At 49.5% G+C, this 17,085-nt stretch carries 18 protein-coding genes and 1 pseudogene; 18 read left to right on the top strand and 1 reads right to left on the bottom strand.

The genetic code is table 11. From position 1 onward, the window contains the following. Together B3D59_RS15405 and B3D59_RS15400 are read left to right on the top strand one after the other, a co-directional pair. A pseudogene (locus B3D59_RS15405) lies at window positions 1-205 on the top strand (transposase); the annotation flags it as partial. 94 nt (window positions 206-299) lie between these two features. After that, window positions 300-1,739: a sensor domain-containing diguanylate cyclase gene (locus tag B3D59_RS15400; protein WP_286821582.1), complete on the top strand. Its 1,440-nt coding sequence runs from the start codon at window positions 300-302 to the stop codon at window positions 1,737-1,739. On the opposite strand, the gene B3D59_RS15395 is transcribed toward B3D59_RS15400, so the two are convergent. Then, the gene (locus B3D59_RS15395) at window positions 1,736-3,028 is read right to left on the bottom strand and encodes a 3-deoxy-D-manno-octulosonic acid transferase (RefSeq protein ID WP_286821580.1); all 1,293 of its coding nucleotides are present in this window, start codon (window positions 3,026-3,028) and stop codon (window positions 1,736-1,738) included. The genes B3D59_RS15400 and B3D59_RS15395 overlap by 4 nt on opposite strands. Before the next feature lie 66 nt (window positions 3,029-3,094). Between B3D59_RS15395 and B3D59_RS15390 the strand changes: the two genes are divergently transcribed. The 16 genes from B3D59_RS15390 to B3D59_RS15315 all read left to right on the top strand — a co-directional run bounded on the left by B3D59_RS15390 (window position 3,095) and on the right by B3D59_RS15315 (window position 16,959). After that, window positions 3,095-4,849 carry an ABC transporter ATP-binding protein gene (locus tag B3D59_RS15390; protein WP_286821573.1) on the top strand — a complete coding sequence of 585 codons (1,755 nt, stop codon included), beginning with the start codon at window positions 3,095-3,097 and terminating at the stop codon, window positions 4,847-4,849. Window positions 4,850-4,871: 22 nt separating this feature from the next. Continuing rightward, a complete protein-coding gene (locus B3D59_RS15385) occupies window positions 4,872-5,045 on the top strand; it encodes a Trm112 family protein (RefSeq protein WP_004073669.1) in 174 nt (57 codons plus the stop codon). Further along, window positions 5,042-5,572, top strand: coding sequence for a DUF4416 family protein (locus tag B3D59_RS15380; RefSeq protein WP_286821568.1), 531 nt, complete (start codon window positions 5,042-5,044; stop codon window positions 5,570-5,572). Before B3D59_RS15385 ends, B3D59_RS15380 begins: the two co-directional genes overlap by 4 nt. A gap of 21 nt (window positions 5,573-5,593) precedes the next feature. After that, entirely contained in the window at window positions 5,594-6,478 is an 885-nt protein-coding gene (locus tag B3D59_RS15375) for a YicC/YloC family endoribonuclease (RefSeq protein ID WP_286821564.1), read from the top strand. A gap of 19 nt (window positions 6,479-6,497) precedes the next feature. Beyond that, window positions 6,498-6,770, top strand: a complete 273-nt coding sequence (locus B3D59_RS15370) for a DUF370 domain-containing protein (protein ID WP_286821557.1) — start codon at window positions 6,498-6,500, stop codon at window positions 6,768-6,770. Between the two features lie 3 nt (window positions 6,771-6,773). Beyond that, window positions 6,774-7,334, top strand: coding sequence for a guanylate kinase (gmk, locus tag B3D59_RS15365; RefSeq protein ID WP_286821552.1), 561 nt, complete (start codon window positions 6,774-6,776; stop codon window positions 7,332-7,334). Continuing rightward, window positions 7,334-8,164 carry a 23S rRNA (guanosine(2251)-2'-O)-methyltransferase RlmB gene (rlmB, locus tag B3D59_RS15360; RefSeq protein ID WP_286821550.1) on the top strand — a complete coding sequence of 277 codons (831 nt, stop codon included), beginning with the start codon at window positions 7,334-7,336 and terminating at the stop codon, window positions 8,162-8,164. Before gmk ends, rlmB begins: the two co-directional genes overlap by 1 nt. After that, window positions 8,161-8,928, top strand: coding sequence for a ComF family protein (locus tag B3D59_RS15355; protein WP_286821548.1), 768 nt, complete (start codon window positions 8,161-8,163; stop codon window positions 8,926-8,928). The genes rlmB and B3D59_RS15355 overlap by 4 nt, the downstream gene beginning before the upstream one ends. A gap of 97 nt (window positions 8,929-9,025) precedes the next feature. After that, window positions 9,026-9,259 carry a type II toxin-antitoxin system Phd/YefM family antitoxin gene (locus B3D59_RS15350; RefSeq protein ID WP_277005525.1) on the top strand — a complete coding sequence of 78 codons (234 nt, stop codon included), beginning with the start codon at window positions 9,026-9,028 and terminating at the stop codon, window positions 9,257-9,259. Then, a complete protein-coding gene (locus B3D59_RS15345) occupies window positions 9,256-9,636 on the top strand; it encodes a type II toxin-antitoxin system VapC family toxin (RefSeq protein ID WP_277005528.1) in 381 nt (126 codons plus the stop codon). Before B3D59_RS15350 ends, B3D59_RS15345 begins: the two co-directional genes overlap by 4 nt. 123 nt (window positions 9,637-9,759) lie before the next feature. Further along, entirely contained in the window at window positions 9,760-10,059 is a 300-nt protein-coding gene (locus B3D59_RS15340) for a hypothetical protein (protein ID WP_286821546.1), read from the top strand. A 60-nt stretch (window positions 10,060-10,119) separates the two neighbouring features. After that, the gene (locus B3D59_RS15335) at window positions 10,120-10,329 is read left to right on the top strand and encodes a helix-turn-helix domain-containing protein (protein WP_286821542.1); all 210 of its coding nucleotides are present in this window, start codon (window positions 10,120-10,122) and stop codon (window positions 10,327-10,329) included. After that, on the top strand, window positions 10,322-12,697 hold the full coding sequence (gene hsdR / locus B3D59_RS15330; protein WP_286821540.1) for an EcoAI/FtnUII family type I restriction enzme subunit R: 2,376 nt from the start codon (window positions 10,322-10,324) through the stop codon (window positions 12,695-12,697). Before B3D59_RS15335 ends, hsdR begins: the two co-directional genes overlap by 8 nt. A gap of 25 nt (window positions 12,698-12,722) precedes the next feature. After that, window positions 12,723-14,201 (top strand): type I restriction-modification system subunit M, encoded by a 1,479-nt coding sequence (locus B3D59_RS15325; protein WP_286821539.1) that lies wholly within the window; start codon window positions 12,723-12,725, stop codon window positions 14,199-14,201. After that, window positions 14,198-15,244: a PDDEXK nuclease domain-containing protein gene (locus tag B3D59_RS15320; protein ID WP_286821534.1), complete on the top strand. Its 1,047-nt coding sequence runs from the start codon at window positions 14,198-14,200 to the stop codon at window positions 15,242-15,244. Before B3D59_RS15325 ends, B3D59_RS15320 begins: the two co-directional genes overlap by 4 nt. Next, window positions 15,241-16,959 (top strand): restriction endonuclease subunit S, encoded by a 1,719-nt coding sequence (locus B3D59_RS15315; protein ID WP_286821524.1) that lies wholly within the window; start codon window positions 15,241-15,243, stop codon window positions 16,957-16,959. The genes B3D59_RS15320 and B3D59_RS15315 overlap by 4 nt, the downstream gene beginning before the upstream one ends. Window positions 16,960-17,085 lie beyond the last annotated feature (126 nt).

Below are 17,085 nucleotides of genomic sequence, written 5' to 3'. Positions count from 1 at the left end.
GCTTGAGATTGTTAATACACCCTGGGGAGATTTTTTATCCTCTGACATAAAAGAATCTGAAATCGAATTGTTCAGAAAGCATGAACGTAACGGCCGACCGTTGGGAAAAACCACTTTTGTAAAGCAATTGGAGACTCTTTTAGACAGACGGCTCAGGCCAAAGAAGCCAGGTCGAAGAAGAATAGATAAGGGGTCCCTGGATTAGCACTTGACAGGTTCTGCCTGAAGGCCCCACCTCTCAAGACACTGGAATAGAAATCTGCATAGTTCGTCGTTCTGCTTTAAATTGAGGATATTCGATGTGGAATAGAAAATTACGTTTTATTATATTGCTGGCGATATTGTTAATATTTGGGTTTTTATTTACAAGTTTTATTAGTTATTTTACTGCCCGTAGATCCATTATCACACAAGTTGAAAAAACTACATTACCACTAACAAGTGATAATATCTACTCTGAGATCCAGAGAGATTTATTACGGCCTATCTTTATTTCTTCAATGATGGCTAAAGATACATTTGTCCGAGATTGGGTTTTAAACGGAGAACATGATCAAGAAGCAATCGTTCGTTATTTAAAAGAAATTCAGATATATTACGGAACAGCCACAAGTTTCTTTGTGTCTGAGAAATCGCGTAAATATTATCATTCTAGCGGTGTTTTGAAAACGGTCAACCAAATTGATAAAAACGATGCGTGGTATTTTCGTGTTCAGGAAATGCGTCAAGATTTTGAAATTAATGTTGATACTGATACCGCTGATAGAACGTCATTAACGATATTTATCAATCACAGAGTCTATGACTATGTTGGACGATACCTTGGTGCTATCGGTGTTGGCTTAGCCGTCGATGCAGTTCAAACATTGATAGAAAATTATAAAAACCGCTATGATCGCCAAGTCTATTTTGTCAATAGAAAAGGGGAAGTTACCCTGCGTGGTGTTTATTATAACGATGCGGAAAATATTCATCAAATAAAAGGATTATCGATTTTTGCCACCAAAATTCTTACTTCTCCAAGTAGTTCAATAACGTATGAAAAAAATGGTAAAAAATACTATCTCAATAGTCGATTTGTCCCTGAATTTGAATGGTATCTTATTGTCACACAGCAGGAGGATGAGGATGAGCTTCGAATTCAAAACACATTGATGCTCAACCTGGGGGTGAGTATCGTCATTTCAATTGTTATTATTGTTTTAGTCAATCTCATTATTGCTAGTTACCAACAAAAGCTCGAGGCTATGGCAACAACCGATAAACTCACTGGCACAGCCAATCGTCAAGTGTTTGACGTTCTCTTCCGACAAGCCTATAGTCAATCAAAACGAAGTAAAAAACCCCTGTCTGCCATAATGTTTGATATAGACTATTTTAAGCAAATTAATGATACTTATGGCCATCCAACAGGTGATGTGGTGTTGAAAACGTTAGTGCAAAAGATAAGACGTAGTATTAGAGAATCAGATATCCTCTTTCGTTGGGGAGGTGAAGAATTTCTTATTATTTTGCCTGAGAGTGATGTAAACATAGCAAGTAACATTGCTGAAAAAATTCGTAAAACAGTGGAAGATCTGGAGATAACGTTTTCTGGAAAAACCATATCTGTAACAATAAGTATGGGGGTGGGAACCATGTCTGAAGTTGATACCTCTGATGATTTAATCATGCGTTCAGATAAAGCTCTTTATGCTGCCAAGGAAAAGGGACGAAATCGAGTAGAGCGGTGTGATTAGTAATATCGTCTATTTCTCTTCCATGACGCCAGAATTGTCTCTGCAGCGGTCTGTGCTCCGCCCTGTTTTTGTGCAATATAATGGCTCACCGCATCAATACGGGTTTTCCGGTTTCCTGATTTTACCAGGTGTCTGCACATGGTTTTAACCACATGCTGCCGGTTTTTGCATCGGGTTACGGCACCCGTATTGAAGATGTCTTTTCCTACCCAGGCAAAATCCTGCCAGTGGGGACCGATGATTGTGGGAATGCCCAATGCTGCAGGTTCCATGAAGTTTTGTCCCCCTAAGGGCACAAGGCTTGCGCCGACAAAGACCACGTCGGCATGTTTGTAGGCCTGATAGAGATCGCCAAACCTGTCCCAGAGGATAATTGCCGGGCCGGTTAGAACGGATGATATCTGTGAGCCTTTGTAAACCTTGAGGCCGTTGTTGTTCAATTTTTTTAATAATGGCGCTATCCGGTGTACATGCCTGGGAAACAGAGCAATCACCTGGTTCGGCACCTCTTTTTTTAATCCTTTGACCATGTCAATGATCTGCTTTTCTTCCTGACGGCGGAAGGAGGCAAGAATAGAGAGGGGCAGTTGCCGGGGTACAATTGCAGCCAAAGCCGAAACGTCACTATCCGTATCGGTTTTTTGAAATTTCATACGGTCAAATTTGATGTTATCCATGATCCCAATATGGGTGTGGGAAAACACCTGGGAAAATCTTTGGACATCCTGATCAGAGATGGCAAGGATGCGCTCCGGGGCAAAACAGCGCCAGAACGCTTTGGTGAGCCTGTAATACCGGCTGCTTTTTCTGGACAACCTGCCGTTGATGATCAATACCCTGGTATGATTTCTTTTTAAAGCATAAAGATGGGCCGGCCACAGTTCTGTTTCCAGCAGAACCATGACGGCAGGATTGACCTGGTACACTGCTATGTCCATGGCCTTTGGGCTGTCAAGGGGGAATATATCAAAGCACAGGCTGATATGGGGTGAATACTCTTCTTGCGACAACGCTTGTGTCAGAATCTCCATGCCCTGCTCCGTGTTTGTGGTCAACAGGATGGTGACCGGCCTGTCCACGTCAAGGGCCTTTATGATGGATACGGCAAGGTAAGCCTCTCCGGCCGATGCTGCCTGTATCCAGATATCTGCCGGTTCAAGGTGAACCGGATTGATGCGCCTGTCAAAGGTTGGTGCAAGCCTTGGGTGCTTTTTCAAAAAAGGCAGGGCCGCATTCCACAGCATATTGTAAAATTTGAAAAAATTGGGTATAAAAGCACACTTTGTCATGGGAGGCTATGCTCTCATGTTTTTTGATACTTGACAATAGAATCTGTAAAGCAATTGTCCCCGCCCATGAAATCAAAAAAAAACAGCTTGTCTATAGAACGCAGGCAAAAGATTATCCGGATGGTGTTTGTACACTGGAAAAGGATTGCCCTGGCCGCGTTATGTATGGTGATGGTGGCCGGCGCCAACGGTAGCATGGCTCTGCTGGTGAAACCTGTCCTTGATGATATTTTCATTGCCAGGGACAATACCAAATTGTTGCTTATCCCCGGCCTTGCCGTCCTGGTCTTTTTCCTGAAAGGGGCCGGCTCATACGGGTCGGAATACCTGATGAATCATGTGGGGCAGCGTATTATCCGAGATTTTCAGGACACTCTTTATGAAAAGATCATGAATCTGCCCATTGCATATATCCACAAGGAAAAGACCGGGGCACTCATGTCCCGGATCACAAATGATGTCAATATCATTAAAGGCATGGTCTCCACTGCCGTTATCAGCCTGTTCAGGGACTCTTTTTCCGTTGTGGCGTTTTTGTTTGTTATTTTTTACCGGGACTGGAAACTTGCCTTGGGCGCCTTTATTGTCCTGCCCGTGGCCTTTTATCCGATTGTCTTATTTGGCAAAAGAATCCGCAAACTTTCCACAGGATCCCAGGAAACCATGGCAGATCTTAACTCCTTTCTGCATGAAACCTTTTCCGGGGCAAAAATCATTAAAATTTTCAACCTTCAGTCCTTTGAAACGACCAGATTTAAGGAAAAAACCAGAGAATTGTTCCGTCTGGAGATGAAAAAGGTTATGACACGGGCATTGTCCTCCCCGGTGATGGAATTTTTAGGCGGGTTGGGCATTGCTTTTGTAATCTGGTTTGGCGGGATGCGGGTAGTTAACGGGACGTCCACTCCCGGTGTGTTTTTTTCTTTTTTGACTGCCGTGATGATGCTTTATGACCCGGTGAAGAAACTGTCCAATCTGAACAACACCATCCAGGAGGGGGTAGCTGCGGCATCCAGGGTTTTTGATGTGCTGGAAGCCCGGAATGATGTGAAGGACAAATCCGATGCCCGCCCCCTTGAGGCGTCACCCTGTGATGTGGTTTTTGAAAACGTCTCCTTTGCCTACGGTCCTGACGAACCTTTGGCCTTAAAGAACATCAATCTTAAGGCCGCACCCGGGGAGACCCTGGCGCTAGTCGGCATGAGTGGCGGCGGAAAAACCAGCCTGGTGAACCTGATCCCAAGACTTTATGATGTGACCGGCGGCGGTGTTTTTGTCGGCGGCTGCGATGTTCGGGACCTGACAATTGCGTCCCTCCGGGACCATATTTCCATTGTCACCCAGGAACCCATTTTATTTAACGAGACCGTGCGGGACAATATCCGGTATGGAAAAATGGATGCAGATGATGCAGCGGTTGAAGCGGCAGCCAAGGCCGCCTTTGCCCATGATTTTATCTGCGGTTTTCCCAAGGGCTATGATACCGTCATCGGAGAGCTTGGTTCCCGTCTCTCCGGTGGGGAAAAGCAGCGGATCTGCATTGCAAGGGCGCTTTTGAAAAATGCGCCGGTGCTGATTTTAGACGAGGCAACATCCGCCCTGGATTCCCAGGCGGAGAAAGTTGTGCAAAAGGCTTTGGAAAATCTGATGACGGGCCGTACCTCCTTTGTCATTGCCCACAGACTGTCCACCATAGATTACGCCTCCCGGATTATTGTGCTCAAAGACGGCGCCATTGTTGAACAAGGATGTCATGATGACCTGATGGCTGCAAAAGGTTTTTATCATAAACTGCAGTCCATGCAGACTATAAAAAATTAACACCATTCAAGGAGATACTGCCATGGCTGTATCAAAGGAACTACTCGAAATTCTGGTTTGTCCCAAATGCAAAGGGCCGGTGGAACTGACCGAGACAGAGGACGGTCTGGTATGCAACGCCTGTGCTCTCAAATACGAAATCAGGGATGATATTCCCATTATGCTTATTGACGAGGCAATCCCCGTTAAAAAATGAGTACGCCTAAAGCACCGGTACCGGCCAAGCTTGTGATGTCGGTTTTCATGAAAGATAAGACGGTCCTGGAATCGGTCTTCCCACGCCTTGAAGCTGTGGGCGGTCCCGTGGACATGATCTCACCCTGGCTGGATTTTGATTTCACGGATTATTATTACAGGGAAATGGGGGAGCCGTTGTTTCGCAGGCTGATTGCATTCAAGCCGCTCATGGAACAGGAGGCACTTGCTTCGATCAAACTTGCCACCAACCGGATTGAATCGGACTGTCTGGAACAGAACAACAGAACCATCAACATTGATCCGGGGTATCTTCTGGCTTCCCGGTTTATCCTGGCTACGGGAAAGGAGTATTCCCACAGGATTTACATAGGGCAGAAAATTTATGCCGACCTGACGTTAATGTACACCAAAAAAGGCTTTAAATCCCTGGAATGGACTTATCCGGATTATGCGTCCCCTGCTGTGCTCAAATTTTTAGGCCAGGTGAGGCAGAAATACCTTGTGGATTTTAAGGCTCATGATTAAATGCCATAAAAGGATAATTGTATGATAAAAAGCATGACTGCTTTTGCCAAAGTGTCGCATACTCTGGATACCCTGACTGTAGAGATGACCGTTCGCGCCTATAATTCCCGTTCTCTTGATTTTTCGATCTATCTGCCTGAAACCTGCCAGGGCTTTGAAGATGAGATTAAAAAAATCATGGGGCAGTTGCATACCCGGGGCAGAATAGAGATCCGGGCAACTCTTACGGACCAGTCCCTGGACCAGGACCTGTTTGAGGTGGACATGATAAAGGCTAAAGCCTATTATAAAGCACTGAAAACGGTCCGGGAGACCCTTTCCCTTTCCGGTGACATTGCCTTGGAAACCGTGCTCGGCGCCAAGCAAGTCATTGTGGCTGCAAAGCCTGAAGTCAACATGGCGCTTCTTCGTTCCGCGCTGTGTGAAACGACCCGGGCTGCGGCGCAGGCAATTGACCGCATGCGAAAGAGCGAGGGGGACAACCTGTACCAGGATTTAACCCGTCGTATTTCCGACATTGAGCAGCGCATGGCAGGCATTGAAGAACAGGCCAGAACCATACCGGAAGTTTACAAGGCCCGGCTTAAGGAACGCCTGGCCGTGCTGACTGCCGAGGACGGGGATTTTTTTGATCCGGTCCGTCTGGCCCAGGAAACAGCTCTTCTTGCGGATAAGAGTGATGTATCCGAGGAGATTGTCCGGGTGCACAGCCACATTAAAATGTTCCGGGAGGTCATGGATGAAGATGAGTCCCAGGGCAGAAAGCTCAATTTTCTGATCCAGGAGTTTAACCGGGAATTTAACACCATTGGTTCCAAAGCCGGTAATGCAGCCTTGTCCCATGCTGTAGTAGACCTGAAATCCGAGCTGGAAAAGATCCGGGAGCAGGTCCAGAATATTGAGTAGAATTGAGAAGAGGAAACCTATGGAACAGCCACTTTTGAACATTGGTTTTGGCAATACGGTGGTGGCAGACCGGGTGGTGGCTATTTTATCCCCGAACTCGTCGCCCATGAAGCGGGTCAAGGATGAAGCCCGGGAAGATCGGCGTCTCATTGACGTGACCCATGGCAGAAAGACCCGGGCCATCATCGTGACGGATTCCAACCACGTGATTCTGTCCGCGATTCAGGCGGAGACGGTTTCCTCACGCTTTGAGGCACTGATCCAAAACCCCGGCGCACCCCAGGAGGAATAGGGCATGGCGGCAAAACTGTTTATTGTTTCTGCACCCTCGGGTGTCGGCAAGACAACCCTTGTTAAAGAACTTTTGAAGCGGTGTCCGGACCTGGTATATTCCATTTCCCACACCACCCGCGCCCCCCGGAAGGGGGAGGTTCACGGAAAAGATTATTTTTTTACGAATAAGGCTCAATTCATGGAAATGGTGGAATCCGGCCAGATGCTGGAATGGGCACAGGTCCACGGCAATTGCTACGGCACCTCCGGCGCTTTTGTTCAAGAACAGCTTGCCGCAGGGCAAAGCGTTCTATTGGATATTGACGTCCAGGGAGGGCGTCAGATTATGGATTTCGGCTTGGATTCAGTTTCCATATTCATCATGGCCCCGTCTTTAGATGTGATTGAACAGCGGTTGCGGGGCAGGGGAACCGATACCGAAGAGGTGATCCGCACGCGCCTGGAGAATGCAATAGGGGAAATTGCCCAGAAATCCTTTTATACCCATGTGGTGGTCAATGATGTGCTGGATGAGGCGGTTGCCGAACTTATCGCCATTGTTAAACAGGAAACGGTACACTGATGGCCGGCAAATCAGGTTCCCCCGGCCGGAGGCGCAAACCCCGCGGCCAGGGAGTAAAAAGTGAACATCGAAATTCCGGGGATAAAGAGATTCTTTACGGATACCATTCGGTATTTGAAGCCCTTAAGGCAGGCCGCCGTAAATTTGAATCCATTATGGTATATGAGAACCGCTCTGATAAACGGTTACAGGCCGTGGCAGACTTGGCCGGGGAAAAACAGGTGCCTGTCCAAACCCTTTCCGGTGAGGAGTTGGACCGGTTGGCCGGATTTGGCCGTCACCAGGGCATTGCCGCCAGAGTCTCTTCCTTTCCGGTCCAATCAGTCTCTGCGCTGCTCAAGCTGATTGAAGGTCGGACAGAGCCGTTTTTTATTCTTATTCTTGAAAGTATTGAAGATCCTCAAAACACCGGTGCGTTGATCCGCACCGCCCTGTGTGCCGGCGTTGATTATATTGTGATGCCAAAGGACCGCTGTGCCCTGCCGTCGGCCGGAGTATCCCGAAGTTCGGCCGGGGCCATGGAGCATGCCCCCATTTTTTTAGCCACCAATCTGTCGATTCTGATTCATGACCTTAAAAAATATGGGGCCTGGGTGTCCGGTTTGGATGCCGGTGCCGATAAAGGTCTTTTTGACGCAGACCTGACTGGCAACCTGGCCCTTGTGGTGGGAGGCGAGCACACTGGGCTGCGGCCGGGGGTTAGAAAAGCGTGTGATTTTATCCTGTCCATTCCCATGGAGACCCGTATTACCTCCCTGAATGCATCCGTGGCAGGCGGCATTGCCATGTTTGAGGCCCGCCGTCAGCGTCTGGGTATCAATTTCGGATGATAAAAAAACTGGTCAAAGCGACCGGGGCAGGGGTTTGTGCACTGGTATTTCCGGACAAATGTCTGGGATGCGGCAAATATATTAAAAAAAACGCTGATCACGCGTTAAGCAAGTGTTTCTGCCACAGGTGCCTGGGAGAGGTTTTACCGGTATTTGATCACCCTTTTTGCCCTGCCTGCGGCCATTGCTTTGAATCCGGACCTGATCACCTGTGTGAAGCATGTTTGAAAACACCCATGGTGATGGAGAGTGTCCGGGCTGCATTTATCTATAAGGAGTTAATACAAGAGGCCCTGGGGTTGTTCAAATACCAGTCAAAGCTCAGTCTGGCCCGTCCCCTTGAACATCATTTGTTCCAGGCCTTTGCCACCCATTTTGACATGAATGGTTTTCATTTGATTGTGCCCATTCCCCTCCATGTCTCAAAGGCTAAAAAGCGCGGATTCAACCAGTCCTATTTGCTTGTCCGGAATTTTCTACGGCTGTACATGGAGGCCTATGGGCGGCCGGCACCATGGCGCATTGACATCGGCAGCCTTATCCGGGTTCGGGCAACGGTCAGCCAGACCGGATTGGACCATAAAGCACGCAAAAACAATCTTACGCGGGCCTTTGCCTGTCCTAAGCCGGAGTATATCCAAGGTAAAAATATCCTTTTAATAGATGATGTGTTTACCACAGGCGCGACGTGCAATGCCGCAGCCCAGACCCTGATGAATGCAGGGGCTGCCGGTGTGTCTGTTCTGGTTCTGGCCCGGGCTTGAGCCGGCAAACCGCCTTTTATCTCGAAAGAAAGCTTTGACAAACAGGTAATAACACCCTATAGTTGTGACCATGGTTAAGACTATGGTTGGAGGTTTTATGAAAACGGTTACAAAGAGTGTTTTAAAAGCAAAGATGCTCGCATATTTCCGGGAGGTAGAGGAAACAGGCGAGGAATTGATTGTACTCAACTACAATAAGCCGGTATTAAAAATAAGTCCTTACAAAGAAAAAAAATCGTTCGATGATGTTTTTGGCGCCTATCAGGGTAAAATGACCTATTCCGAACCTCTTGATACGGGAACTCAGGAGGAATGGGGAGAGCTTGCGTGATATTTTTAGACACATGCGCCTTGTTGTATAATGCTTTTGAAAAGGGAAGCTTATCTCCTGCGGCTGCTCAAAAAATAGGCGAAAGTGACGGCTTTTTGATCAGTTCTATCAGCATTTGGGAAATCGGGATCAAGATTAAAAAAGGCAAACTGAATATCCCCATACCCTTGGAAGAATTTATTTCAAAACTCCACCAGGTTCAACATTTTCATATTCTGGCTATTGACGAAAAAATATGGATGAATTCTTTGAACCTGGACTGGGACCACCGTGATCCGGCAGACAGGGTTATCGTTGCAAGTGCCGGTGCTAACCATATGGAATTGATAACCTCGGATCGTATCATTCTCAATTTTTATCCCGAGGCCGTATGGTAATAAAACCAGGACTTGGCATCCTTTACGACCAGTTTACACTTTTTGAAGCTTAGGAATGGGTTTTAAAAACCGAATCTGGCTATTCAAGCCCCTGGTGATATCCTACCGGGGGCCTGTTTATTGATGGTGATAACTATTAATAATATTGCTCGCCGATTGCTTGATTTAAAAGGTGTGGAAGTACAGGGAAAGTCCAGGGTGATTTTCACCTGGGAAATGGTCTTTGTCTTGGAGGTAGTCCTCAGTTTAATCTGCTATATTTTTATATTAGATCTCTATCAAAAAAAAATCCCTATCGCAAAAGCCAATGGCATAGCGCTCAAGATAGATACGGCCATCTTAAATACCGGAGGAACGGTGAATGGGTCAGATGCCATCATTTTTTATGTGGTCTATCCAAAAATGTCCTTGCACAAGTTATAGCAGATGTCATAATTTGCGGAGATCAATAACATGATTCCGTAGCCATTAGGTGGATAAGGGATGGGAACAAAACCATTTTCAGAACAGGTAAAGGCGGTACGCTTGAGACTGAAACTCAGCCAGGAAGAGCTTGCCCGTGCTCTCGGCGTCAGCTTCGCTACGGTCAATCGCTGGGAAAATGGTAAAACGAATCCGTCGAAACTCGCCCAGCGTCAGTTCGAACAATTTTGCAGCGACAAAAAAGGACGAGGAGAGTTAAACGATGAATAAAAAACAACTCTCCGAGCGTGACATCTGCACAAAATTTATTACCCCAGCGCTCAAACAGGCTGGATGGGATATAGCAACCCAGGTCAGAGAAGAATTCTCACTCACAAAGGGGCGTATCATCGTTCGCGGCCATCTGCATACCCGTGCCAAGCACAAGCGCGCCGATTATGTCCTCTTTTACAAACCGAATATTCCCATTGCCATTATCGAAGCCAAGGACAACAACCACAGTGTCGGCGATGGTATGCAGCAGGCGTTGGTCTATGCTGACATGCTGCAAGTGCCGTTTTTGTTCAGCTCCAACGGCGATGGTTTTCTATTTCACAACAAGATTGCCCCAGATGGCATTATTGAACGTGAACTTTCCCTCCAAGAATTCCCCGCTGCAGAAACGCTATGGCGATGGTGGGTCCGGCACCGTGGTCTGAACAATCAGCAGAATGCACTGGTCACTCAGGATTATTTCAGCGACGGCAGTGATAAAAGTCCGCGCTATTACCAGCTGCTGGCCATCAACAAAACCATCGAGGCCATAGCCCGGGGGCAAAATCGCATTCTGCTGGTGATGGCCACAGGTACCGGCAAAACCTATACGGCCTTCCAGATCATCTGGCGGCTGTGGAAATCCAAAACGAAAAAACGCATCCTGTTTCTTGCCGACCGCAACATTCTGATTGACCAGACCATGACCAACGATTTCAAACCGTTCGGTTCGGCCATGACAAAAATCCAGAAGCGGCAGGCCAACAAGTCCTACGAGATTTACCTTTCCTTATATCAGGCCGTCACGGGAAATGAGGAAGAAAGAAACATCTATAAACAATTCAGTTCCGAATTTTTCGATCTGATCATCATTGATGAATGCCACCGGGGCAGCGCTGCCGCCGACTCAGCCTGGCGTGAAATTCTTGAATACTTCGCCTTCGCCACCCAGATCGGTCTTACCGCCACGCCCAAAGAGACCAGAGAGGTCTCCAACACCGACTATTTTGGTGCGCCCATCTATACCTACAGCCTGCGGCAGGGAATAGATGACGGCTTTCTGGCCCCCTATAAGGTCGTACGTATCGACCTTGACCGGGATTTGACGGGTTGGCGGCCCGACAAGGGGATGATGGACAAATACGGCAACGAGATCGAGGACCGCGTATACAACCAGAAGGATTTTGACAAGACCCTGGTCCTTGAACAACGCACCCGGCTCGTTGCCAAAAAAATCACCGAGTTTCTTAAGCAGACCAACCGCTTCGACAAAGCCATCGTTTTCTGTGAGAACATCGACCACGCCGAGCGCATGCGTCAGGCCCTGGTCAATGAAAATTCCGATCTGGTAGCGCAAAGCAGCAATTACGTTATGCGCATTACCGGAGACAACGAAGAGGGTAAATCCGAACTCGACAATTTCATTTTTCCGGAAAGTAAATATCCGGTTATCGCTACCACCTCCAAGCTGATGACCACCGGCGTAGATGCCCAGACCTGCAAACTCATCGTGCTCGACCAGCGCATTCAGTCCATGACCGAGTTCAAACAGATCATCGGGCGCGGCACCCGCATCAACGAAGATTACGGGAAGTACTACTTCACCATCATCGACTTCAAGAAGGCCACCGAGCTGTTTGCCGACCCTGATTTCGATGGTGACCCGGTGCAGATCTACGAACCACAGGAAGATGAATCTCCCGTGCCGCCGGATGTTCCATTAGAGCTCGAAAATGGAGCCGGCATTACCTACCCGGAACCCGGAGAAGACTCGGGGTGGACAGGTGTCGCCGAACCGCAAGAGGAAAGCGGTATCCGCCGTTACGTCGTAGCCAATGTCGAGGTCAAGGTTGCGGCCGAGCGCGTCCAGTATTTTGATGCCAACGGCAAACTGATCACTGAATCCCTCAAAGACTACACCCGCAAGGCATTGGCCAAAGAATACGCATCCCTCGACGATTTCCTTTGCCGCTGGAGCAGCGCCGAGAAGAAGCAGGCCGTCATCGATGAGCTCTGTGAACAGGGAATCTTCTTCGAGGCCCTTGCCGACGAGATCGGGCGACAATCCGGCAAAGCATTCGATCCCTTTGATCTGGTCTGCCATGTCGCCTGGGATATGCCGCCCCTCACCCGCAGGGAACGGGCGGAACAGGTAAAGAAACGCAACTACTTCACCCGATACGGCGCCCAGGCCCGCCAGGTGCTGGAAGCCCTGCTGGACAAGTACGCCGATGAAGGCGTGGCCCACATCGAAGAGACACAGATCCTCACCATTGCACCCTTTAACGAATTCGGAACGCCCCTGGAAATTATCCGCGCCTTTGGCGGGCTGGATCAGTATCAGCAGGCGGTTTGCGAACTGGAACAGGCCCTTTACAGCGCCTGACAAAATGAACTGGAGATAAACCCATATGTCACTGACCACCCTGATCAAAGCCATTCAAGACATCATGCGCAAGGATGTCGGCGTCGATGGTGATGCCCAGCGCATCAGCCAGATGGTCTGGCTGATTTTCCTGAAGATCTTTGACGACAAGGAGCAGGAGTGGCAGCTCACCGTGCCCGATTACAAATCACCTCTGCCCAGCCGCTTTTGCTGGTCCAGCTGGGCCAAGGATCCCGAGGGGATGACCGGCGAGGAGCTCATCGACTTTGTCAACAACGACCTCTTCCCTGCGTTCAAAAAACTGGCCACCGCTGCTGGTGTTTCACCCCTTGGCAAGGTGGTCGGCTCCGTTTTCGAGGATGCCTACAACTACATGAAGTCCGGCACCCTGTTGCGCCAGGTGATCAACACCATTGAAGAAGATGTGGACTTCAACAAATCCGGCGACCGTCACCTGTTCAACGATATTTATGAAAAGATCCTATCCGACCTCCAATCAGCCGGAAATGCAGGCGAATACTACACCCCCCGCGCTGTGACTCAATTCATGGTCGACATGCTCGACCCTGGGCTGGGGCAAACCATACTCGACCCGGCCTGCGGCACCGGCGGCTTTCTCACCTGCGCCATCGAGCACCTGAACAAACAGGTCAAAACTGCCGACGACCACAAGCGACTGCAGGCGTGTATCCAGGGCGTGGAAAAAAAACCACTTCCCTACATGCTGGCCATGACCAACATGATGCTGCACGGCATCGACGTGCCAACCCATATCCGCCACGACAACACCCTCTCCCGGCCGCTCAAGGATTACGGCCCCCGGGACCGGGTGGACCTGATCATCACCAATCCGCCCTTCGGCGGCATGGAAGAAGACGGGATTGAGACCAATTTCCCGCGCAAGTACCAGACCCGCGAGACCGCAGACCTCTTTATGGCGCTGATCATGCATCTTTTGAAACACGACACCGGCAAGGCGGCCGTGGTCCTGCCCGACGGTTTTCTCTTTGGAGAAGGAGTCAAAACCAACCTCAAGCGCGAGCTGTTGGAGGATTTCAACCTGCACACCATCGTCCGGCTGCCCAAAGGCGTGTTCAGCCCCTACACCAGCATTGCCACCAACCTCCTTTTTTTCGAGAAAGGCGGCCCCACAAAAGAGGTCTGGTTTTTCGAGCACCCGTATCCGAAAGGGTATAAATCCTACTCCCGCTCCAAACCCCTGACCATTGCCGAGTTTGATCTTGAAAAGGCCTGGTGGGGAGGAGCCACACGCCGCGGCCGCAAGACCACTGAGCAGGCCTGGAAGGTTTCTGGCCAAGCGCTGATCGAACGTAATTACAACCTGGACAGCAAGAACCCCCACGAGGAGGAGGTCAACTACCGCGATCCAAAAGAGCTGATGGCCGAATATCAGCAGATCGTTTGCCGGCTCGAAGCGGCTCAAGCCGCTTTAAAAGCTGAATTGATGGCCTGCCTTTCGGTCGATAAAGGGGGCAAGGCATGAGTGATAAACCCGTCGCCTTAATTCAAACGCCGAAGGGATATGCCGACTGGCTGGCCGATCTTAAAACCCGCATTCATTCAGCCCAGCAACGCGCCACCCTGGCGGTCAATCGTGAACTTACGACGCTGTACTGGCAGATCGGCCGTGATATTCTGGCCCGGCAGGCCCAACAAGGCTGGGGCGCCAAGGTAATCGATCGGCTGTCCCATGACCTCCGCACCGCATTCCCTGACATGAAAGGGTTCTCCCGGGCCAACCTGATGTATATGCGTGCCTTTGCCGAGGCCTGGCCGGATGAGCAAATTGTCCAACAGGCTGTTGGACAATTGCCCTGGGGGCATAACCTCGTGCTGCTGACCCGGTTGAAGCAACCGGACCAGCGTTTGTCCTATGCCCGTGCCGCCATTGAGCATGGATGGTCCCGAAATGTCCTGAATATCAACATCGAAACCCGTGTTCTCGAACGTACCGGAAAGACCGTTAGCAACTTTGCCCAACGGCTTCCGGCACCAGGCAGCGATCTGGCCAGGGAATCACTCAAGGACCCCTATCTGTTTGATTTTCTGGATGTGGGCCACGAGGCTGACGAGCGTGAAATTGAATCGGCTCTGGTCAGGCATATTACCCAATTCTTGCTGGAGCTGGGTGCGGGATTTGCCTTTGTCGGACGGCAAGTACATCTGGAAGTCGGTGGCGATGACTTTTTCATCGACCTGCTTTTTTATCATCTCAAGCTGCGCTGCTATGTGGTGATCGAACTTAAAGCCGGCAAATTCAAACCGGAGCATCTGGGCCAGTTGGGTTTCTACCTCACCGCCGTGGATCGGCAGGTGAAGGATGACCAGGATAATCCCACCATCGGGCTGCTGCTGTGCAAAAGCAAAAACAAGGTGGTGGCGGAATACGCCCTGGGCGACAAGACCCAGCCCATGGGGATTGCCGAATACAAGCTGGTGGAATCCCTGCCCGAGCCACTGAAAACCAACCTGCCCAGCATCGAGCAGATCGAGAAGGAGCTGGAGGGCAGTGGGGAGCAATCATGACCGAAGCCGCCCGTAAACTGCTGGAACAGCACTTTGACATTGCCTTTGCCGCGCCTGACGGCATAGCCAAACTGCGCGGGCTGATTTTGACGCTGGCCATGCAGGGCAAGCTGGTGGAGCAGGACCCCAATGATCCGCCGGCTTCGGAACTGCTGAAGGAGATCGAGGCTGACAAACAACGGCTGGTGAAGGAGGGCAAAATCAAAAAGTCCAAGGCTCTGCCGCCCACCAAGCAGGAGGAATTGCCTTATGAATTGCCGGGGGAATGGAAATGGGTAAGGCTGGCTGACTTGGGAACTACTCAAACAGGAACTACACCGCCAAGCAAAAATATTGAAAACTACGGTGACTATATTCCCTTTGTCGGGCCAGGCAATATTAAAAATGGCTGTATTGACTACTCTGGAAAAGGTCTGTCAGAACAAGGGCTATCAAAAGGACGATTGATCGAGGCCAATTCTGTTTTGATGGTCTGCATTGGTGGTAGTATTGGAAAGCATGCTATTAACGAGAGAGACACTACCTGCAATCAGCAAATTAACACTTTGACTCCTCATAGACCGATCCTCGTCAAATACATTTATTGCGTTATGGCGACAGGTTATTTTCAGAATGCTGTGATTAGCCAAGCTGGTGGTTCAGCCACCCCCATTATAAACAAACAAAAATGGTCAGATATCCCCGTACCTCTCCCCCCACTCCCCGAACAACACCGCATAGTTGCCCGCATCGACCAGTTGATGGCCCGTTGTGACGCACTGGAAACGCTGCGCAAACAGCAGGAGGGAAAACGACTGGCTGTCCACGCTGCCGCCATCAAGCAACTGCTCGACACGCCGGACGGCTCGGCCTGGGACTTTATCGGGCAGCACTTCGGTGAACTCTACATCGTCAAGGAGAACGTCACCGAACTGCGCAAGGCCATCCTCCAGCTTGCCGTCATGGGCCGCCTCGTTCCCCAAAACCCCAACGACCCGCCCGCCAGCGAACTGCTGAAAGAGATTAAAGCCGAAAAACAACGGCTGCTGAAGGAAGGCAAGATCAAGAAGTCCAAGGCCCTGCCATCTATCAAGCCGGAGGAAGTGCCCTATGAACTGCCACAGGGGTGGGAATGGGTGAGGTTGGGTGAACTATCCGAAATAATTGGTGGTTTCGCTTACAAAAGTGCTCTCTTTAAGAATGAAGGGGATAAACAAGTACTGCGTTTAGGCAACATTCGCCCAGATCAGTTGAGACTATCTGAAAACCCTGTATTCATAGATGATGATCAGGCTGAGTCTACGAGTAACTATTGTCTAATTGCAGGGGATATCTTGATTAGTATGACAGGTACTCGTGAAAAGAGAGATTACCTGTATTCAGTCCAAATTGATGAGAATCCGATCAATGGGAAATACCTGTATTTAAATCAGCGTGTTGGTGCTATTAGGGCATTCATAGACACAAAATATCTAAACAAGGCGATCAAAGTTGAGAGCATTAAAGACATCATTTATCGAACAGCTACTGGAAGTGCAAATCAGGCTAACATTGGGATAAGCGCACTTAGAGATTGGACTTTACCACTCCCCCCCCTCCCCGAACAACACCGCATCGTNNGCATCGTCGCCCGCATCGACCAGTTAATGGCCCTGTGTGATACGCTGGAGCAGCAGATCGATGCTGCTACCGGCAAGCAAACTGGACTCCTTAACGTCGTGATGGCACAGGTATAAGGGAAAAAAATACCATGCGCCTGACTTCGCTCTACATCGGCCATTACAAAAACCTCCGGGATTTTTCCCTGAGCTTTGACGGCGGTAGCTTTATCGATGTCTTCGTCGGCAAGAACGGCACCGGCA

The sequence above is a fragment of the Desulfobacter sp. UBA2225 genome (assembly GCF_002348205.1).
Classification (GTDB): Bacteria; Desulfobacterota; Desulfobacteria; order Desulfobacterales; family Desulfobacteraceae; genus Desulfobacter; species Desulfobacter postgatei.
The sequence above is the reverse complement of the archived record's forward strand: the minus strand, read 5'-3'. Positions and strand labels throughout refer to the sequence as shown.